Annotated in this window: 17 protein-coding genes; 7 read left to right on the forward strand and 10 right to left on the reverse strand. The window is 72.9% G+C overall.

The window, feature by feature from the left end; all coding sequences use genetic code 11:
• Window positions 1-62: 62 nt before the first annotated feature.
• Window positions 63-863, reverse strand: a complete 801-nt coding sequence (locus ACZ3X1_RS06445; RefSeq protein WP_356814210.1) for a site-2 protease family protein — start codon at window positions 861-863, stop codon at window positions 63-65.
• On the opposite strand from ACZ3X1_RS06445, the gene ACZ3X1_RS06450 reads away from it, so the two are divergent.
• A complete protein-coding gene (locus tag ACZ3X1_RS06450; protein ID WP_467277200.1) occupies window positions 862-4,596 on the forward strand; it encodes an AfsR/SARP family transcriptional regulator in 3,735 nt (1,244 codons plus the stop codon). The genes ACZ3X1_RS06445 and ACZ3X1_RS06450 overlap by 2 nt on opposite strands.
• 57 nt (window positions 4,597-4,653) lie before the next feature.
• Here ACZ3X1_RS06450 and ACZ3X1_RS06455 read toward each other — a convergent pair whose 3' ends face one another.
• From ACZ3X1_RS06455 to panB, 3 genes are all read right to left on the reverse strand, one after another.
• Entirely contained in the window at window positions 4,654-5,505 is an 852-nt protein-coding gene (locus ACZ3X1_RS06455; protein ID WP_356814208.1) for an ABC transporter permease, read from the reverse strand.
• Window positions 5,502-6,515, reverse strand: coding sequence for an ATP-binding cassette domain-containing protein (locus tag ACZ3X1_RS06460; RefSeq protein WP_467277203.1), 1,014 nt, complete (start codon window positions 6,513-6,515; stop codon window positions 5,502-5,504). Before ACZ3X1_RS06460 ends, ACZ3X1_RS06455 begins: the two co-directional genes overlap by 4 nt.
• Window positions 6,516-6,660: 145 nt before the next feature.
• Window positions 6,661-7,530 (reverse strand): 3-methyl-2-oxobutanoate hydroxymethyltransferase, encoded by an 870-nt coding sequence (gene panB, locus ACZ3X1_RS06465; protein ID WP_467277206.1) that lies wholly within the window; start codon window positions 7,528-7,530, stop codon window positions 6,661-6,663.
• 288 nt (window positions 7,531-7,818) lie between these two features.
• On the opposite strand from panB, the gene ACZ3X1_RS06470 reads away from it, so the two are divergent.
• A complete protein-coding gene (locus ACZ3X1_RS06470) occupies window positions 7,819-8,847 on the forward strand; it encodes an endonuclease/exonuclease/phosphatase family protein (RefSeq protein WP_467277208.1) in 1,029 nt (342 codons plus the stop codon).
• An 89-nt stretch (window positions 8,848-8,936) separates the two neighbouring features.
• On the opposite strand, the gene ACZ3X1_RS06475 is transcribed toward ACZ3X1_RS06470, so the two are convergent.
• Both ACZ3X1_RS06475 and ACZ3X1_RS06480 read right to left on the reverse strand, forming a co-directional pair.
• Complete coding sequence (locus ACZ3X1_RS06475) at window positions 8,937-10,691, reverse strand: NAD+ synthase (RefSeq protein WP_467277210.1); 1,755 nt, start codon at window positions 10,689-10,691, stop codon at window positions 8,937-8,939.
• Window positions 10,692-10,786: 95 nt separating this feature from the next.
• Complete coding sequence (locus ACZ3X1_RS06480) at window positions 10,787-12,016, reverse strand: DUF4190 domain-containing protein (RefSeq protein ID WP_467277213.1); 1,230 nt, start codon at window positions 12,014-12,016, stop codon at window positions 10,787-10,789.
• A 640-nt stretch (window positions 12,017-12,656) separates the two neighbouring features.
• On the opposite strand from ACZ3X1_RS06480, the gene ACZ3X1_RS06485 reads away from it, so the two are divergent.
• Together ACZ3X1_RS06485 and ACZ3X1_RS06490 are read left to right on the forward strand one after the other, a co-directional pair.
• Window positions 12,657-13,358, forward strand: a complete 702-nt coding sequence (locus ACZ3X1_RS06485) for a DUF998 domain-containing protein (RefSeq protein WP_356814200.1) — start codon at window positions 12,657-12,659, stop codon at window positions 13,356-13,358.
• A 74-nt stretch (window positions 13,359-13,432) separates the two neighbouring features.
• Complete coding sequence (locus ACZ3X1_RS06490; protein ID WP_467277216.1) at window positions 13,433-14,365, forward strand: alpha/beta fold hydrolase; 933 nt, start codon at window positions 13,433-13,435, stop codon at window positions 14,363-14,365.
• Here ACZ3X1_RS06490 and ACZ3X1_RS06495 read toward each other — a convergent pair.
• The 4 genes from ACZ3X1_RS06495 to ACZ3X1_RS06510 all read right to left on the reverse strand — a co-directional run bounded on the left by ACZ3X1_RS06495 (window position 14,350) and on the right by ACZ3X1_RS06510 (window position 16,758).
• Window positions 14,350-14,769 carry a CBS domain-containing protein gene (locus tag ACZ3X1_RS06495; RefSeq protein WP_391696984.1) on the reverse strand — a complete coding sequence of 140 codons (420 nt, stop codon included), beginning with the start codon at window positions 14,767-14,769 and terminating at the stop codon, window positions 14,350-14,352. The two genes, ACZ3X1_RS06490 and ACZ3X1_RS06495, sit on opposite strands and share 16 nt — an antisense overlap.
• 200 nt (window positions 14,770-14,969) lie before the next feature.
• Entirely contained in the window at window positions 14,970-15,647 is a 678-nt protein-coding gene (locus ACZ3X1_RS06500; RefSeq protein ID WP_356815704.1) for a DUF305 domain-containing protein, read from the reverse strand.
• Window positions 15,644-16,345, reverse strand: coding sequence for a DUF3105 domain-containing protein (locus ACZ3X1_RS06505; RefSeq protein ID WP_356815703.1), 702 nt, complete (start codon window positions 16,343-16,345; stop codon window positions 15,644-15,646). The genes ACZ3X1_RS06500 and ACZ3X1_RS06505 overlap by 4 nt, the downstream gene beginning before the upstream one ends.
• Before the next feature lie 56 nt (window positions 16,346-16,401).
• Window positions 16,402-16,758 (reverse strand): hypothetical protein, encoded by a 357-nt coding sequence (locus ACZ3X1_RS06510; protein ID WP_356815701.1) that lies wholly within the window; start codon window positions 16,756-16,758, stop codon window positions 16,402-16,404.
• 217 nt (window positions 16,759-16,975) lie between these two features.
• On the opposite strand from ACZ3X1_RS06510, the gene ACZ3X1_RS06515 reads away from it, so the two are divergent.
• From ACZ3X1_RS06515 to ACZ3X1_RS06525, 3 genes are all read left to right on the forward strand, one after another.
• Window positions 16,976-18,337, forward strand: coding sequence for a glutamine synthetase family protein (locus tag ACZ3X1_RS06515; RefSeq protein ID WP_030659205.1), 1,362 nt, complete (start codon window positions 16,976-16,978; stop codon window positions 18,335-18,337).
• Window positions 18,338-18,581: 244 nt separating this feature from the next.
• The gene (locus tag ACZ3X1_RS06520) at window positions 18,582-18,836 is read left to right on the forward strand and encodes a hypothetical protein (protein WP_356815700.1); all 255 of its coding nucleotides are present in this window, start codon (window positions 18,582-18,584) and stop codon (window positions 18,834-18,836) included.
• 229 nt (window positions 18,837-19,065) lie between these two features.
• Window positions 19,066-19,731: a histone deacetylase gene (locus ACZ3X1_RS06525; RefSeq protein ID WP_356815699.1), complete on the forward strand. Its 666-nt coding sequence runs from the start codon at window positions 19,066-19,068 to the stop codon at window positions 19,729-19,731.
• The last annotated feature ends 27 nt before the right edge of the window (window positions 19,732-19,758 follow it).

Here is a 19,758-nt window from a genome sequence, read left to right on the forward strand (position 1 = left end):
GGCTCCATTCCCTCCGTATGTCGGCGACGTTCATGATCGCCGACTGTTGAGGTCCGCCGCCCTCAGTCCTGCGGGACCTCGCACAGGCCGGTGCCCTCCTGCCAGAAGCGGTAGAGGTCGCGGCCGCAGTAGGTCTCCAGGTCCGACACGCCCAGCGCCGACAGCACGCCGTCCACCGCGTCGAAGAAGACGGCGTTGACCGCCGGGATCCACAGCAGCGCGAAGACGGCGATCAGGCCGAACGGCGCCAGCGGCTCCACCTCGCGCCGCACCCGGTACGACAGCCAGGGCTCGATCACCCCGTAGCCGTCGAGGCCCGGCACCGGCAGGAAGTTCAGGATCGCCGCCGTCACCTGGAGCATCGCGAGAAAGCCCAGGGCGTAGCGGAAGGCGAGCGGTACCCCGTCCAGCGCGTCCAGCCAGAACGGCGCCGTGCAGACGACCGCGAAGACCACGTTCGTGAGCGGGCCCGCCGCCGAGATCAGGCTGTGCTTCCAGCGGCCCTGGATCCGGTCCCGCTCGATGAAGACGGCGCCGCCCGGCAGACCGATCCCGCCCAGGATCACGAAGACCACCGGCAGGACGATGCTGAGCAGCGCGTGCGTGTACTTGAGCGGGTTCAGCGTCAGGTAGCCCTTGGCGCCGACCGTGAGGTCGCCGCCGTGCAGGGCGGTCCGGGCGTGCGCGTACTCGTGCAGGCAGAGGGAGACGATCCACGCCGACGTCACGAAGAGGAACACCGCGAGCCCGGTGCTCGTCGAGTACCCCGTCCACACCGCCCAGCCCGTGACGGCCATGACGGCGAAGATGCCGAGGAATACCGAACTGATCCGCCGCTCGTGGCGGGCACCCTGATGACCCATGCGGGGAAACCTATCCCGGGCCGCGTACGGAAAACGGTTCGGGGCCGGGCCGGGGTCCGGGGACAATGGGCCGGTGCGTTATGCGATTCTCGGCTCCGCCCAGGCCCACCGCGACGACGGGACCCCCGTAACCGTCGGCGGGGCACGCCTGCGTGCGCTCCTGACGGCGCTCGCGCTGCGCCCGGGGCGGGTGGTGCCGGTGCGGCTGCTGGTCGACGAGGTGTGGGACGCCGACCCGCCGGCGGACGCCGTGGCCGCCCTGCAGGCACTGGTCGGCCGGCTGCGCCGGGCGCTGGGGCACACGGCCGTACTGTCCGCCGAGGGCGGCTACCAGCTGGCCGCCGAGCGGGAGGACGTCGACCTGTACCGCTTCGAGCGGCTGGCCCGGGCCGGCGCCGAGGCGCGGGACCCGGCCGAGGCCGCCGCCCTGTACGAGGAGGCCCTCGCCCTGTGGCGCGGCCCGGCCCTCGCGGACCTGCCCGACCCGGCCGCGGAGGCGGCGCGCTGGGAGGCCGTACGGATGGACGCGCGCCGGGGCCGGCTCACGGCGGCCCTGGCCCTGGGCCGGCCCGAGCAGTGCCTGCCGGAGCTGACCGCGCTGTGTGCGCGGCAGCCGCTGGACGAGCCGCTCCAGGCACTGCGGATCCGGGCCCTGCGCGACGCGGGCCGCCCGGCGGAGGCCCTGTCCGCCTACGACGAGGTACGCCGGGACCTGGCCGACCGGCTCGGCACGGACCCCGGACCGGCCCTGCGCGCCCTCCACGCCGAACTCCTGGACCCGGCGGATCCCGCCCCGATGACCTGGTCGGCGGCTGCGGGGCCGGGGTTCGCACCCGCCGGCCCGGAACACCCGGCCGACGCCCCGGGCCGCTCCCCGGCCCCGGGCCGTGCCTCGGCCCCGGCCCACGGCATGGCCCGGGGCCGAGGCACGGCCCAGGGTCAGGCCCATGCCCAGGGCCAGGGTCAGGCCCCGGCCCCGAGCCACGGCACGGACCCGGCCCAGGCCCATGGCCCGGCCCCGGCCCATGGCCCGGCCATGGCCCACGGCACGGCCCCGGCCCCGGCCCACGGGGCGGCCGGCGGCCGCGGTCCCGCCTCCCCGGCCCCCGGCCCGCAGACCGGGCCCGGTGCGGGCAGGGGCACCGGATCCGCGCCCGCCCCCGCAACCGCCCCGCCCGGCCAGGGCAACGGCAACGGCAACCTGCGGGCGCGGCTGACCACCTTCGTCGGCCGGGAGGACGACATCCGCGTCATCGGGGACGACCTCGCGCGGGCGCGGCTCGTCACGCTCCTCGGACCCGGCGGCGCCGGCAAGACCCGGCTCTCGCAGGAGGCCGCCGAGGCGCACGCGGCACGCGGCGGCTGGCCCGACGGCGTGTGGCTCGTCGAGCTGGCCCCCGTCGACGACCCGGAGGACGTCGCCGAGGCCACCCTCGCCGCGGTCGGCGCACGGGAGACCAAGCTGCGCGGCGCCGCCGCCGAGGAACTGCGGGCGCTGACCGACCGCAAGGGCGACGACCCCACCACCCGCCTCGTCGAGCACTGCGCCCACCGCAGCCTGCTGCTCGTGCTCGACAACTGCGAGCACGTCGTCGAAGCCGCCGCCGAGCTCACCGAACGCCTCCTCACCCACTGCCCGGGCGTCCAGATCCTGGCCACCAGCCGCGAACCCCTCGGAGTGCCCGGGGAGTCCCTGCGCCCCGTCGAACCGCTGCCCGACCCGATAGCGCTGCGCCTGCTCGGCGACCGCGGGGCGGCGGCCCGCGCCGGATTCACCGTGGACGAGGACCCGGCCGCCGCCGCGGAGATCTGCCGCCGTCTCGACGGGCTGCCGCTCGCCATCGAGCTGGCCGCGGCCCGGCTGCGGTTGCTGACCCCGCGGCAGATCGCGGACCGGCTCGACGACCGTTTCCGGCTGCTGACCAGCGGCGCCCGTACCGTCCTGCCGCGCCAGCAGACCCTGCGGGCCGTCGTCGACTGGTCCTGGGACCTCCTCGACGAGGCCGAGCGGACCGTCCTGCGCCGCCTGTCCGTCTTCGCCGGCGGCTGCGACCTCGCCGCCGCCGAAGCCGTCTGCGCCGACGGGGACGCCGACCGTGACGCCGCCTTCGACGTCGCCGACACCCTCGGCTCCCTCGTCGACAAGTCCCTCGTCGTCGCCGCCCCCGGCCCCGGCGCCTCCGGCATGCGCTACCGCCTCCTGGAGACGGTCGGCGAGTACGCCGCCGAGCGCCTCGGCGAAGCCGGCGGCGACCGCGAGGAAACCGCCCACCGCCACCTCGTCCACTACCGCGAGCTCGCCCGGACCAGCGACCCCCTGCTCCGCGGTCGCCGCCAGCGCGAGGCGGCGGAGTTGCTCGCCACCGAGTACGAGAACCTCCGTACGGCCCTGCGCCGGGCCGTCACCACCCGCGACGCGGACGAGGCGCTGTGCCTGGTCCACTCCCTGGGCTGGTACTGGCACCTGCACGACCAGCGGACCGAGTCCCGGCACTGGGCGGAGGCGGTCGCCACGCTCGGACCCAACCCCTTCGCGGCTCCGGTCGTCCCCGCCGAGCCGGTGTACGGGCAGCTCGTGGACGCGCCGCCGCCCTACACCGGTGAGGTGCTCGCCGAGGCCTGGCGCGCCCTGCACCTGGTCCGGCTGGCGGCCCGGGACCAGACCAACAAGGACTGGGACGACCCCGAGGTCCGGGCCCTGGTCGACGGGGTGATCGCCACCTACCGGCCCGGACTCCCGCAGACCTGCCGCACGCCGGCCTCCCTGTGGATCTACGCCGTCATGATCGCGGGCGACGCCGGGCTGCTCAAACAGGTCGTCGACGCGACCGTGGCCACCACCCGCGCGCTCGGCTACCGCTGGGAGCTCGCCTCCGCGCTCCAGCTGCGCGCCAACATCCTCGCCAACCGTGCCGACTGGGCGGGCGACGCCTCCCGCGACGCCGACGAGAGCCTGGAGCTCTTCCGGGAACTGGGCGACGACTGGGGCTGCGCGGAGGCGCTGTCCGCCCGCGCCGAGTCCCGGGAGCGGCGCGGCGAGCACGCCCTGGCCGCCCGCGACTACCGCGAGGCGATCGCCTACGCCGAACGCCTCGGTGCGAAGGCGCAGGTGACGGTGTTGCGCGTCCGGATGGCCGGGACGCTCACCGAGACCGGCGAGATGGCGGAGGCCGAGCGGATCCTCAACGAGATCACCGCCACGGTGCAGCGGTTCGGCAACGAGGCGATGCCCGCGGCCCGGATGTTCCTCGCGGGCATCCTCGGACGTACCGGCCGGATCGCCGAGGCCCGCGTCCAGATCCAGGTGCTGCGCGAGGAGTTCGCCTACGGCGCCTACGCCATCTTCGACGTGTTCCTGCTGGCCACGTCGGCCTGGCTGGACAACCAGGACGGCCGCTACGAGGACGCCCTACAGGGCATCCGGGACGCCGCGGCGGCCTTCCGGCACCCGCTGGCGCTGATGGTCGCCCCGCACCTGCCCGCCACCTTCCTGCTGACGGCGGCCGTCTCCCTCGTGTCGCCCGGCGGCCCGCGGCGGGAGTACGACGGCGCCCGGCTGCTCGGCGCCTACCGCGCCCTGCTGCCGCCCGACCACTTCCCGGTGACCACGGAACGCGAGGACTTCGCCCTCGCCGAGAAGCTGGCGCGGTCGGTGCTCGGCGACACCGCCTGCGAGGCGGCGTACGCCGAAGGCGGCGGCCTCACCCTGGAGGAAGCCACCGCCCTCATCTGACCCGGCCCCCGGCCGGTGCCCGTCCGGGACGCGATCCGGAGTGGACCGGTCCGCGGGTCAGGTCTTCTGGCGGAACTTGCGCACCGCGAGCGGCATGGTGACCGCCGTGATGGCCAGTGACCAGGCCAGCGTCATCCACACCGAGTCGCCCACGGGCGTCCCGTTGATCAGGGCCCGGGCCGCGTCGGCCAGGTTCGACAGCGGGTTGTAGTCCGTGAAGGACTGCAGCCAGCCCGGCATCGTGGACGGCGGGGCGAAGATCGAGCTGCCGAACTGCAGCGGCATCAGGACCAGCATGGCCATGCCCTGGACGGCCTGCGCGCTCTGCATGGTGAGACCGAGCAAGATGAAGATCCACATCAGGGCGCTGCCGAAGACCGCGGACAGTCCGATGGCGAGGAACAGGTCGAGCACCGAGGACTTGATCGACAGGCCGAGGATGAAGCCCACCGCGAGCAGGATGGCGATGGCCACCATCATGCGGCCGAGCTCGACGACGATCTTGGCGAGGAGCACGGACGACCGGGCGATCGGCATGGACCGGAACCGGTCCATCACGCCCTTCTTGAAGTCGTCGTTGACCCCGGTGCCCACCGCCATGGCGATGTTCATGCCCATCATGGCCATGAGGCCCGGCACCACGTAGTTGACGTAGTCAGCCTGGTTGCCCTTGCCGGAGATCGCGCCGCCGAAGACGAACACGAACAGCAGCGTGAAGATGATCGGCATGAACAGGACGTCGAACATCGACTCCGGGTCCTGCTTGATCTGCAGGGCGTTGCGGCGCACCAGGGCGCCGATGTGCCGCAGGTTGGCCCGCAGGCCGATCCGGCCCTCCCCGCGCGGGGCGGCCACCGAGGGCCGACCGGGCGCTGTGGGCGCGGGCTTCGTCGTGGTTACGGTGCTCATGCCGCGACCTCCTCGGTCTTCTCGGTGGGGACGGTGTCCCCGACGAGGGTGGGCTTCTGGCCGGTGATGGCCAGGAAGACCTCGTCGAGGCTGGGCAGGTAGGTGCCGAGGTCGGCGATCGCGTACCCGCGGGCGGCCAGCAGGCCGACCACGGCGGTCAGCTGCTCGTCGCTCAGGATCGGTACGAGGAGCACGCCCTCGTCCGGCACGGCCTGGGAGCCGGCCACGCCGTCCAGTCCGGCCTCGGCCAGCGAGCGGGCCATGCCCGGCAGGTCCGAGGAGGACACGGGACGGACCTTCAGGGTGCGGCCGCCGACGCGGGCCTTCAGCTCGTCGACCTTGCCACTGGCGATGACCTTGCCGCGGTCGATGACCGTCAGCTCGCTCGCGAGCTGCTCGGCCTCCTCCATGTACTGCGTGGTGAGCAGCACGGTGGCGCCCTCCGCGACCAGGCGCTGGACCTCGTCCCACACCTCGTTGCGGGTGCGCGGGTCGAGACCGGTGGTCGGCTCGTCCAGGTAGATCACGGCCGGGCGGCCGATCAGGGAGGCGGCCAGGTCGAGCCGGCGGCGCATGCCGCCGGAGTAGTTCATGGCGGCCTTCTTCGCCGCCTCGGTCAGGGAGAAGCGCTCCAGCATCTCGTCCGCGCGCAGGCGGGCGTCCTTGCGGGAGAGGTCGAGCAGCCGCCCGATCATGTAGAGGTTCTCCCAGCCGGAGAGCTTCTCGTCGACCGAGGCGTACTGGCCGGTCAGGCCGATCGTGCGGCGCAGCTGCCGCGGCTGGCGGACCACGTCGAAGCCGGCGACGGTCGCCGTCCCCGCGTCGGGGACGACCAGGGTGGAGAGGCAGCGCACCAGCGTGGTCTTGCCGGCGCCGTTGGGCCCGAGGACCCCGAGGACCGTGCCCTCACGGACATCCAGGTCGACACCGTCGAGGGCCTTGGTCTCGCCGTAGTGCTTGACCAGCCCCCGCACCTCCACGGCGTTGGGGTTCTTGTCGTTTCGCGTCATGCCCACCATGGGACCAGGCGCCACTGACAAAGCACCGACAGGCGACCGACAAACGTACGACAGACATACGACAGCCCGCCGACGCGCGGTCGGCGGGCTGTCGGAGCGGTTCACCCCACGTCAGCGGGGCGCTTCACGGGGCGCTTCAGTGGAACGCGTGCTGCTCCTGCGGGAAGGTTCCGCCGACGACGTCCTCGGCGAAGGCCTTCGCCGCGTCGGTCATCGTCTCCCGCAGCTTCGCGTACTGCTTGACGAACTTGGGCATCTTCCCGCCGGTCAGGCCCATCATGTCGGTCCACACCAGGACCTGCGCGTCGCACTCCGCGCCGGCGCCGATGCCGACCGTCGGGATGTGCAGGGACCGGGTGACCTCGGCGGCCAGCTCGGCCGGGACGAGCTCCAGCACCACCGCGAAGGCGCCCGCGTCCTGCGCGGCCTTCGCGTCGCGCAGCAGCTGGTGCGCGGCCTCGTCGCCGCGGCCCTGCACCCGGTACCCCATGGCGTTGACCGACTGCGGGGTCAGACCCAGGTGGGACATGACGGGGATGCCCGACTGCACGATCAGCTCGGTCTGGGCCAGCGAACGCTCGCCGCCCTCCAGCTTCACGGCGCCCACTCCGGCCTCCTTGACCAGGCGGGTCGCGCTGCGCAGCGCCTGCACGGGGCCTTCCTGGTACGAGCCGAACGGCATGTCGCCGATGACCAGCGCACGGCTGGTGCCGCGCACGACGGCCGCCGACAGCATGGTCATGTGGTCCATCGTCACCGGGACGGTGGAGTCGAAACCGAGGTGGCAATTGCCCATCGAGTCGCCGACGAGGATGACCGGGATGCCGGACTCGTCGAAGACGGAAGCGGTCATCGCGTCGTAGGCGGTGAGCATGGGCCACTTCTCGCCGCGTTCCTTGGCGAGGGCCAGGTCGCGGACGGTGATGCGCCGGGTGCCCTTGCCTCCGTACAGGGTGGGGGAGGCGGCGGCTGCGGGTTCGCGGGCAGGCGAAACGGCGTGCGTCATTGCAACTGCTCCTTGTGTCATCTCGAGGCACCCTCACGGTGTCCCCGGACTCACCCACCATGGTGGCATCCCCGGGGGCGTGGGCGGAAGTGGTCCGCAGGGCCCGCCGGTCCGGTGGCGCCAATGTGCGCGTTTCGTGACAAGCGGAACCCCTTGCGTTCAGCCGTTCGTCCTCCCGTACGTGCGACCGTGACGGACGGTCGTGACATACGGCACGGAAGGCTCCGCTTCATCGCCTAGGGTCAAGGGGCGGGGACGGAGCGCGAGCACGGCAGTGAGGGCAGTGGCATGGCACAGGCGTACAGGACGGAACCGGGGAACGGCGGCTCGGAGCCCGAGCCCTCCGAGCCCCGCTTCGTGCGCCGGTTGGCCGAACTGCGCGGGGACCCCGGGATCTGGCGGCGCGGATGGGTGCTGGCGTCGATCGCGGCACTGCTGTCGCTGATCATGATCTTCCACGCCGAGCTGCCCAACGACGTCGGCAACCTCGGCAGTCTCACCGAGACCTTCCTGCCCTGGCTGGGCCTGGCCGTCCCGGTCCTGCTGGGCGGCGCAGTCCTGCGGCGGTCGGCCACCGCGCTGATCGCGGTCGTGCTGGCCGCGGTGGTCTGGCTGAACCTCTTCGGCGGTCTGGTCTTCGACAAGTCGGGCACCGGCGGCAACCTCGTCGTCGCCACCCACAACGTCGACGCCGACAACCCCGACCCGCGCGGCACCGCCGCCTCGGTCGCCCGCTCCGGGGCCGACGTCCTGGCCCTCACCGAGCTCAAGGGCGGGGTCGTCCCCGTCTACGAGAAGGCCCTGGCGAGCACGTACAAGTACCACTCGGTCGAGGGCACCGTCGGGCTGTGGAGCAAGTACCCGCTGAGCGGCAGCGCGCCCGTCGACATCCGGATGGGCTGGACCCGGGCCATGCGGGCCACCGTCGCCACCCCCCAGGGCGACGTCGCGGCCTTCGTCGCCCACCTGCCCTCGGTCCGCGTCAAGCTGAATGCCGGCTTCACCGCCAACCAGCGCGACGACAGCGCCGACGCGCTGGGCGCCGCGCTCGCCGCCGAGCCCCTGAAGAAGGTCGTCCTCCTCGGCGACCTGAACGGCACCATGAACGACCGCGCCCTGTCCGAGGTCACCTCGCAGATGCGCTCCACCCAGGGCGCGGCCGGCGACGGCTTCGGCTTCAGCTGGCCCGCGCAGTTCCCGATGGCCCGCATCGACCAGATCATGGTCCGCGGGATCCGGCCCGAGGCGTCCTGGACCCTGCCCCGCACGGGCAGCGACCACCTGCCGGTCGCCGCGCGGCTGACGGTCCACAAGTAGCGGCGCACCCGGAACGCGCCAGGGGCCTCACCACGACGGTGGTGAGGCCCCTTCCTGCTCCTGCCGCGGTTCCTGCCTGCCCGCGGTTCTTACGCCTGCTCGCGCCAGCCGTTCGTGATCGGCAGCCGGCGGTCCTTGCCGAAGCCCTTCGCGGAGATCTTCGTACCCGGCGGGTACTGGCGGCGCTTGTACTCGGCCGTGTCGACCATCCGCAGGGTCTTCGCGACCAGCTCGGCGTCGAAGCCGGCGGCCACGATCTCGTCCAGCCCGTGGTCCCGGTCCACGTACAGGGCGAGGATGGCGTCGAGCACCGGATAGTCCGGCAGCGAGTCGGTGTCCACCTGCCCCGGGCGCAGCTCGGCGCTCGGCGGCTTCACGATCGAGTTCTCCGGGATCGGCGGGGTCTCGCCGCGCTCGGCGGCGGCCCGGTTGCGGTACCGGGCGAGCCGGAATACGTCGCTCTTGTAGACGTCCTTGATCGGGCCGTACGCGCCCGCCGAGTCGCCGTACAGGGTGGAGTAGCCGACGGCCAGCTCCGACTTGTTGCCGGGGGCCAGCACGATGTGGCCCTCCTGGTTGGAGACCGCCATCAGCATGGTGCCGCGCAGCCGGGACTGGAGGTTCTCCTCGGCCAGGCCGGTGAGGCCCAGCGAGCCCATGTAGGCGTCGAACATCGGCTCGATCGGCGTGGTGCGGAAGTTCAGGCCGGTGCGCTCCGCCAGGTCGGCCGCGTCGCCCTTGGAGTGCTCCGAGGAGTACTTCGAGGGCATCGAGACGCCGTACACGTTCTGTGCGCCGATCGCGTCGCAGGCGATGGCGGCGACGAGCGCGGAGTCGATGCCCCCGGAGAGCCCGATCAGGACCGAGCGGAACCCGTTCTTCTTCACGTACGCGCGCAGGCCGACGACCAGCGCGTCGTAGACCTCCTCGTCATCGTCGAGCCGGTCGGCGTAGCCGCCGGGCACGACCGGCTCGTACGGTTCCACCGGCTCCGCGGACAGCACGACGCGGTCGATGCGCAGCCCGTCGTCGACCACGCCCTCGGGGGCGTCGGCCCGGGCGGCCGGCAGGTCGAGGTCGACCAGGACGCAGCCCTCGGAGAACTGCGGGGCGCGCGCGATGACCTCGCCGTCGGCGCCGACGACGATCGAGTCGCCGTCGAAGACCAGCTCGTCCTGGCCGCCGATCATCGCCACGTACGCGAGGGTGCAGCCGGCCTCCTGGGCGCGCTTGCGCACCAGTTCGAGGCGTACGTCGTCCTTGTCCCGCTCGTACGGGGAGGCGTTGATCGAGACCAGCAGCCCGGCCCCGGCGGAGCGGGTGGCCGGGACGCGGCCGCCCTCCTGCCAGAGGTCCTCGCAGATGGCCAGGGCCACGTCGACGCCGCGCACGCGGATCACCGGCTGCGTGTTGCCCGGCACGAAGTACCGGAACTCGTCGAACACGCCGTAGTTGGGCAGGTGGTGCTTGGCGAAGCGGAGCACCACCCGGCCGCCGTGCAGGACGGCCGCCGCGTTCTCCGGGGAGCCGGCCGGGCGCCCGAGGCGGGGCGCGGCCTTCTCGCTCCGGTCGAGGTAGCCGACGACGACCGGCAGCTCGCCGAGCCCCTCGGCGGCCAGCCGCTCCGCGAGTTCGCGCAGTGCGCTGCGGGAGGCCTCGACGAAGGAGCCGCGCAGGGCGAGGTCCTCGACGGGGTACCCGGTCAGCACCATCTCCGGGAACGCCACCAGGTGGGCGCCCTGCTCGGCGGAGTGCCGGGTCCAGTGGACGACCGAGTCGGCGTTGGCGGCGATGTTGCCGACGTGCGAGTCGATCTGATTCAGAGCGAGGCGTAGTTGAGGCACGGGGCCCAGTCTAATCGTCTTTCTGACGCGATGTCCTGGGCCCCGCGTGTTTCCGGGGTTTCCGGCGTGCCGCCCGGGCCCGCCGTACGGCTGTGTCAGCCGATCGGGCCGACGTACTTCACGTCGTCGAGCAGTGTCCCGGCGGAGATGTCCGCGGTGATGCTCTTGGTGCCCTCGGGGATCTCGAACGCCACGACGCCGCTGGCGGATTCGCCCGGCAGGATCGATCCCTTCACCATCTTCGGGACGCTGCTCCCGCCGCCGCTGTCGAAGACCATCTCGGCCGTCATGCCCTTGTCGTCGCGGACGTTGGGCACGGCGTAGATCACCTCGTGCGGTGCGTTCGAGCCGTTGGTGATGGTGATCGTGAGCTGGATCGCGTTCTTGACCTGCTCGCGGGCGATGATGCCCTTCGGCTCGTACTTCTTCGGCGTCGACAGGCTCACCTTGACGCCGTTCGGGTACGTGAAGGTCTCGCCGAACAGCAGTGCGCTGGTCAGGCCGGGGACCTGGGAGGGCGAGGGAGACGCCGAGGGCCGGGGCCCCCCGCTGGGGTACAGGCCGTCCAGGTCCGGCTCGTTGTCCTCGATGCCCGCCTCGACGCGGTCGGCGGCCCGCTCGAAGACGGCGACGGTCAGGAAGAAGCCGCCGATGGAGGCGAGGATGCCCGCCCCGGCGAGAACGGTGCCGACGATGGCCATCGTCTTGTTCGGGGCGCCCTTGTTGGCGCGCGCGATGGCGCCGATGCCGAGGCCCACGCCGATCAGGGCGAGGATGCCGCCGAGCCAGAACAGCAACGGTACGAAGCCGAAGACGATGCCGAAGCCGCCGACGATCAGGGCGGCGACGGCCAGGCCGTTGGTGGCCGGGGTGGCGGCCTGCGGGTAGCCGGGGTACGGGGCGGCGCCGAAGCCGGCGGCCGGCTGTCCCCACGGACTCACGGGGCCGCCGGGGCCGGGAGCCCCCGGAGCGGTGGGCGCGCCGAACGGCGCGGCCGGGGTCGCGAAGGCAGGGGCGGGGGCGGGGGCGGAGGCGGGCGGGGCGAACGCCGAGGGGGCCGCAGCCGGTTCGGCGGCGGGGCCCGCGGGGGCGGCGGGCCGGGCCGCTTCCGGCTCGGGGGTCGGTTCGGAGGTCCGCCCGGCCGGCTCCGCGGCAGGTTCGGCGGCAGGTTCGGCGGGTTCCTCGGCAGGTTCGACGGCGGGGGTCTTTTCGAGCGAGAGCGGCTGCGCGGGCGCCGGTATCGGGGCCGCCCCGGAAACGGGCGTGCCCGCCGGTTCCGTCGGCGGGCCGGTGGGGGAGCTGGGCGTGTTCGGCGGGGTGGTCATACCGGCGGAAGCGTCCTTTGTCGCGGCTGTCGTGATCAGAGCAAGGGTGCCATGCCGGTGGCGAACGCCCTTCCGAATTCGCGTGCGGCTCCCAGGTCGCTCCCGGGCCGCCCCTACGGCTGGTAGCCGATCAGACGTCGTGGCAGTGCGGCAGTGCGCCGTCCGCAGCCCCGGGTTGTCGGCGTCGAACACTCCTTGTCGTAGGAGAGCGGCTCCTTCGGGTCCTCGACGATCACGGGGCGTACGGGCCGCGGTCCCGCTGGACCCCGGTGTGCGGGCCGCATCGGCCCCGGACGGCGCCGCCCGGGCGGCCCTCGCCGGCTCCGGAGCCGGTTCCCGGGCAGGTCCCCGCATCTGCGGCAGGGCGGCCGGACTGTGGTGAGCACCACCGCGCACGGCAGCACCGGGAGCCCCGGCCGAGGCAACGCAGCGGGTCGCGGACACGTCCTCCATGGCGTGGGACTCAGTCGGACGGCCCGGGGACAGCATGGTGACGGTGCCCAGCAGCAGCGCGGCGAGCAGCAGCAGCTTCAAGCCCCGGGGCGACTCGCTGAGCCCTGCGCGTCATGGCCGGAACCCTACCCGGGGTGGGTATCCGATCGGAGGATCGCCCCCGGGCCTGCCTAGGATCAGTCACACTATGTCCCCACATGGGCTCACTGAGCGCACCGCCTGGCCGGTCGCCCTCCTGATCGGCCTCGCCGGCGCGGCCTACACCGCGTGGGTGCTCGAAGTCGTCCTCTCCACGGGCCTCAACCCCATCGAGACGTACGTCAGCGAACTCGCCGCCCAGGACCAGCCGCTCGGCGGCCTCTTCCGGGCCACCGACTTCACCGCCGGGCTGTTCGCCTTCGCCGGAGGCCTGCTGGCCCTGATCCGGCTGCTGAAGTACGCCGAGTCCCGCCGCATCTGGGCCGTCGTGGGCTGGGCCGGTGTGACCCTCTTCGGCGCGGCCACCGCGGCCGACGCCTGGCTCCCGCTGAGCTGCACGCCCACCGCGGACCCCGAATGCGCCGCCCGCGAGACCGCCGGGCTCGTCCCCGCCACCCATCAGGCCCACGCCGTGAGCAGCACCCTCGCCATGACCGGGGCCCTCGTGGGGCTGGTGGCCCTGACCGTCGCCGCCCGCCGCTACGGCTGGTTCACCCCGCTCGCCCGCTACGGCCCCGCGCTGGTCGCCCTGGAGCTGCTCGCCACCGCCTGGACCCTGTCCTCCATCGCGATGTTCACCGCCGGACGCGGCACCTGGGCCCTGGGCGCCGGTCAGCGGTTGCAGGTCCTGCTCGTGGCGATCTGGCTGGGCCTGCTCGCCCACTCCGTCCACAAGGAACGCCGCACATGACCGCGCCCGAGCCGCCGAACCCGCGAAGCGCAGGAACGGGCCGAACGGGCCGAACAGGCCGAACGGGGCTTTTCGTGCGCGTCGACGGAACTGCGCTGCACGTCCTCGTCGAGGGCCGGGGCCCCGTCTGCGTCCTGAGCGCCGGACTGGCCATGGCCTGGTTCGACTGGGACGCGGTCGCCGCGCTGCTCGCCGCCGAGGGCCGCACCGTCGTCCGCTTCGACCGCCCCGGCCACGGCCTCAGCGGCCCGGCCACCGCACCGCCCACCACCGCCGGGGAAGCCCACCGGATCGCCGGCCTGCTCGACGCGCTGGGGTACGGCGGGCCCGCCGCCGACCCGGTCACCGTCGTCGGGCATTCGATCGCCGCCTTCCACGCCGAGGGATTCGCCCGCCTGTACCCGCGCCGCACCGCCGGCCTCGTCCTCGTCGACGCCAGCGTCGAGGAGGACCCCCGTACGTTCCTGCCGGCCGCGCTGCGCACCGCCGCGGCCCGCGCCCTCGGCCGGGCCGTGACCGCCGCGGGGCTGCCGGCCGCGCTGGGCCCCGCGGCCCGCCGGGCCGCCGTACGGGCCTCACGCACGGGCGGCGGCGACCCGGCCGCGCGGGACCTCGTACGCCGCTGCTACCGCACCGGCCGCGTCTGGCGCGGCGCCCTGCTGGAGAACTCCCGATACCTGGACATGGCCGCCGAACTGGCGGCGCTGCGCCGGACCCGCCCGCTGACCGCCCCCGCCACCGTCCTCGCCGGTCACGACGGATCGGCCGGCCGCGGCGCACTGCGCTGGCTGGGCCGCCAGGCGGACCTCGCCGACGGGCTCGGCGCCCGCTTCGAGGTCGCCGAGCCCGCCGGCCACCTGGTCATGCACGACCGCCCGGACCAGGTGGCCCGGGCGGTCGTGGAGACGAGTGAGCGGAAGCGGCGGGCCGGCCGGCCGGCCGGTCCTGGGCCGGGCCCTGGTCCTCGTCCTGGTCCGGATGCCGGTCCCGGTCAGCGCCGGGCGTAGACCTTCTCGACGAAGCCGGCCAACTGGTCCTCGGACAGGTGCTGGGCCAGATCGGCCTCACTGATCATCCCGACCAGCTTCTTGTCCTTGATCACGGGCAGCCGCTTGATCTGGTGGCTCTCCATCTCGTCGAGCACCGCGGTCACGTCCGCGTCGGCGTCGATCCAGCGCGGAGTGCCCCGGGCCATGTCCCCGCACGTCATCTTCGACGGGTCCAGGCCCTTCGCCACGCAGTTCACGACGATGTCGCGGTCGGTGACGATCCCGCACAACCGCTCTTCGGTGTCGCTGATGGGCAGCGCACCCACATTGAGCCGGGCCATCAGCTCGGCGGCCCGGTCGACCGTCTCGTGCGCCGGTATCCACTGGGCCCCGGGGTGCATGATCTCTGCGGCGGTGGTCATGACCGAACCTCCTGAGCGCGCCGTTCACGGCCGGGTGCGGGCGCGCCCGGCCCGGCGCCCCCACCGGAGTGCGGCCGTTCGGCCCACCCGACCGCCCCAGGACGGGAACCCGGACGGTGCCCCGGGCGGGGCCCCGAACGGCGGAGCACACGCCCGTAGGGGTGAGAGGGCGCCTCCCCCCACCGTACGAGCGTGTCCCGTCACCCGCGCGGTGTGGCTCCGCGCTGCTTCAGCATGTCCGCCATCAGCGTGAGCTCCGAGCGCTGCCCGTCGACCATCCCCTGCGCCAGCTCCCGCTCGACGGGGGTCCCGCACTGCTGGGCGCACCCCTCGGCCATCGTCACGCCGCCCTTGTGGTGGTCGGTCATCAGCTGGAGGAAGAGCACTTCCGCGTCCCGCCCGGAGGCGGCGCCGAGCTGCTCCAGCTCCTCCTTGGTGGCCATGCCGGGCATCAGCGCGCCGGGCTTGGCGGGGCCGTGCCCGGCGTGTCCGCCGTGGCCCGCGGAGCTCCCCATCCACGACATCGGCGGCTCGTCGGCCACCACCTTCGGCAGTCCCCACAGGTCCAGCCAGCCGAGCAGCATGCCCCGCTGATTGGCCTGCGTGTTGGCGATGTCGTAGGCGAGGGTGCGCACCGCCTCGTCCTGGGTGCGGTCCCGCACGATGAAGGACATCTCCACCGCCTGCTGGTGATGGACCGCCATGTCCCGGGCGAAGCCGGCGTCGGGGGAGTGCAGTCCCGGCGTCCGGGGCGCGGCCGCGGGCGGGGCCGCCGATCCGCCGTTCGCCGCGGCGACCGTGGCCGCCGCCGCGAACAGCAGCGCCAGCAGCACGGCCGTGCCCGCGACCCAGTACGTACGGGGGACCGCGCGGCTCACTTGGCCGCCAACCCGTTCGTGCAGGCCGCGCCCGGCTCCGGGGTCTGCTCGCCCTGCACGTACTTGGTGAAGAACTGCTTGACCCGGGGGTCGTCCGCGCTGTCCACCGTGAGCTGCTTGCCCCACGCGCTCAGCATGATCGAGCCGCTCTGCTCCTTGACCGGGCTCATCAGCGTGTACGGGGTCTTGCCGACGGTCGCGGCGAGCTTGTCCACGTCGGCCGGGGCGGCCTTCTCGTTGTACGTCACCCAGACGGCGCCGTGCTCCAGCGAGTGGACGGCGTTCACCTCGGGCAGCGGGGTCTTGTAGACGTCGCCGTTGCAGTTCATCCAGCGGGGGTGGTGGTCACCGCCGACCGGCGGGTTCATCTCGTACTTCACCGGCGTCTCGACGTGGTTGCGGCCGAGCTTCTTCGCGTCCCAGAGCTGCTCGCCCTCGACCGGCTTCTTGCGGATCTCCTCGGCCTCCTTGCGGAGCTGCTCCGCGGCCTCCTGCTTGCGCTGCTCGGCCTGCTTCTGGTCGATCAGCACCCAGGCGCCGAAACCGACGAGACCGACGACGACGGCCGACGAGACGGTGATCGCGACGGCCTTGTTGCGACGCTCCCGGGCCTTCTCGGCGCGGCGCATCTCGGCTATGCGCGCCTGGCGGGAGTTCGGGTCGGTGTGCTGGGGGGTACTGCCGGACTTGCTGGCCATGTGCCCTGGTTCCTTCTTCTGATGAGGGGGGTGGACGGAACGCAAAACCGGACCCGTCAGGTCCGCAGCACCTGGAGAACATGCAGGTCGGGGGCGCGCGCCAGCGGCTCGGGCGGCCGGATCCGCCCCGCGGCCCTCGTGGGGGCGCAGGGCAGCGGCCCGCCGCCGCCCGTCACGGTCACGGCGGGCGGCGGCACGGGCAGCACGGCCGGGGTCACGTGCGCGAGGGGGGAGCAGCCGGGCAGGTCGTACGGGGCCACGCAGACGGCGCGCTCCGCACCGTGCGTCGCACGGTATGCCGCACCCGGAGCCCGGGCCTCGGAGGATACGTCCGGATCACCGGATCGCGCGCAGAGGAACAGCGCGCCGGTCAGCGCTGCGAGCACGGTCAGCACGGCGGCGCGGCGGAGCACGGAACGTCCCCGACGCCTCCGCTGCGTGTACTGCCGGCCCCCCATGGGCGCAGATGGTAATGCTCATGACCGGGCCGAGGTCAGTGCGGGGGTGCCGTGAGCTTTCCCGGGTGCGTAATGTGGCGGAAACCACCACTGGCGATACTGGGTCGACCCGACTGTGCCGCGGCCCTTCAGGCGGTGGTGCACAGGCCGTCTGAACTGCGAGGATGAAGGCATGGACAAGCAGCAGGAATTCGTCCTCCGGACGCTTGAGGAGCGCGACATCCGCTTCGTGCGCCTGTGGTTCACCGACGTACTGGGCTTCCTCAAGTCCGTCGCGGTCGCCCCCGCGGAGCTGGAGCAGGCCTTCGACGAGGGCATCGGCTTCGACGGCTCCGCCATCGAGGGCTTCGCACGGGTCTACGAGTCCGACATGATCGCCAAGCCGGACCCGAGCACGTTCCAGATACTGCCGTGGCGCGCCGAGGCACCCGGCACCGCCCGCATGTTCTGCGACATCCTCATGCCGGACGGCTCCCCGTCCTTCGCGGACCCGCGCTACGTCCTCAAGCGCATCCTCGCCAAGACCTCCGACCTGGGCTTCACCTTCTACACCCACCCGGAGATCGAGTTCTTCCTGCTGAAGGACAAGCCGCTGGACGGGACCCGCCCGGTCCCGGCCGACAACTCCGGCTACTTCGACCACACCCCGCAGAACGTGGGCATGGACTTCCGCCGCCAGGCGATCACCATGCTCGAATCGATGGGCATCTCGGTGGAGTTCAGCCACCACGAGGGCGCCCCGGGCCAGCAGGAGATCGACCTGCGCTACGCCGACGCCCTCTCCACGGCCGACAACATCATGACCTTCCGCCTGGTCATGAAGCAGGTCGCCCTCGAACAGGGCGTCCAGGCCACCTTCATGCCGAAGCCGTTCTCGGAGTACCCGGGTTCGGGCATGCACACCCACCTCTCCCTCTTCGAGGGCGACCGCAACGCCTTCTACGAGTCGGGCGCCGAGTACCAGCTCTCGAAGGTCGGCCGCTCCTTCATCGCGGGCCTGCTCAAGCACGCCGCCGAGACGGCCGCGGTCACCAACCAGTGGGTCAACTCCTACAAGCGCATCTGGGGCGGCTCCTCGCGCAGCGCCGGCGCGGGCGGCGAGGCCCCGTCGTACATCTGCTGGGGCCACAACAACCGCTCGGCCCTGATCCGCGTCCCGATGTACAAGCCGGGCAAGATGGGCTCCTCCCGCATCGAGGTCCGCTCGATCGACTCGGGTGCCAATCCGTACCTCACGTACGCGGTCCTCCTGGCGGCCGGCCTCAAGGGCATCGAGGAGGGCTACGAACTCCCGGCGGGCGCCGACGACGACGTCTGGGCCCTCTCCGACGCCGAACGCCGCGCGATGGGCATCGAACCCCTCCCGCAGAACCTCGGCGAGGCCATCTCCCTGATGGAACGCAGCGAACTGGTCGCCGAAACCCTCGGCGAACACGTCTTCGACTTCTTCCTCCGCAACAAGAAGCAGGAGTGGGAGGAATACCGCTCGGAGGTCACGGCCTTCGAACTCCGCAAGAACCTCCCGGTCCTGTAACCCCAGAGCACCCAGCACTCCGGGCCGGTGGTCGACGACCACCGGCCGGTGACGGCTGCCCGTGGCACTCCATCCCCGGCGCTAGGGGTGCACAAGGGGGACGCATAGGGGGCGGGAGTTGGTGAAACGATACTGCCGCGGGCATTGGAGTGAACTGCCGTTCCCGGCGGTGTCCCCAGGCGTTGGACCGGCCGACGCGCACATCGACCAGCGCGTCGTCGTTCCACTGATCCTTAGGGGAGTCATGCGTATTCGTTCTGCTGTCACCGCGTCCGTCCTGGCCGCCGGCATCCTGCTGGGCGGGGCCGGTGCGGCTCTGGCCAACGACGGGGTCGACATCGACTACTTCTCCGGCGGTCGTGCGGGCCTCTCGTCGAAGTGCTCCTCGCTCGCCGCGGTGCCCGCCACCAAGCCCGGCTTCACGGGCCCGATCTACACCTCCACCTGCCTCACGGACGGCGAGCGGGAGTGGGCGAAGGGTCACCACCTGGGTGCCTGATCCGGCGGCCCGCGCCGCGGGGGGCGGACCGACGGCGACGTCGGTCCGCCCCCGCAGCGTTCCCGGCCCCGCACGGGCGGGACCACCGGCGGGACCACCGGCCGGACCACCGGCGGCTTGGTCGCTTGGTGGCTTGGGCAGAACTTTGCCCGACAAGCCGCATACGTTCCGCCCGGCACGTGCAGGCGCACTGGTGGAACCCGCGTCGCTCAGCCCCGAGGACCCGTGCATGGCCGTACACACCGTTCGTCCGCTCACCCGGACGATCCCCGCCCCCCAGCGCGTCTGGTACGCCTCCTACGGCTCCAACATGCACACGGACCGCCTCGCCGCGTACATCGCCGGCGGCGCCCCGCCGGGAGCGACGCGCGCCCACCCGGGCTGCCGCGACCGGCGGGCGCCCGAGCGCTCGGTCCCGGTCGAGCTCGACGGCCGCCTGTACTTCGCCACCGAGTCCCTGGTGTGGACCGGCGGACGGGGCTACTACGACCCCACCGCCCCCGGCCGGATCCGCGGGCGGGCACACCTGGTGACCACCGGCCAGCTGTCCGACATCGCCGCGCAGGAGATGGCCCGGGAACCGTGCGCGGACCTCGACCTCACGAGCGTCCTGCGGGACGGCCGCCACGCCCTGGGCCCCGGCCGGTACGAGACACTCGTCTGCCCGGGCACGATCGAAGGGATCCCCGTGGTGACCTTCACCGCGCCGTGGACCCTCCGCGACGTCGAACTGCGCACCCCGGCCGCCGCGTACCTGCGCCACCTGGCCACCGGCCTCCTGGATTCCGGCCCCTGGACGCAACAGGACACCGCCGAATACCTCTCCACCTGCCCCGGCGCCGCCGGCACCTGGACCCCCGACCGAATCCACGCCCTCCTGCCCGCCGTCCCCTGACGCCCGCCGCCCGCCCCACGGGGCTGA

The sequence above is a fragment of the Streptomyces sp. NPDC023541 genome (assembly GCF_055559995.1).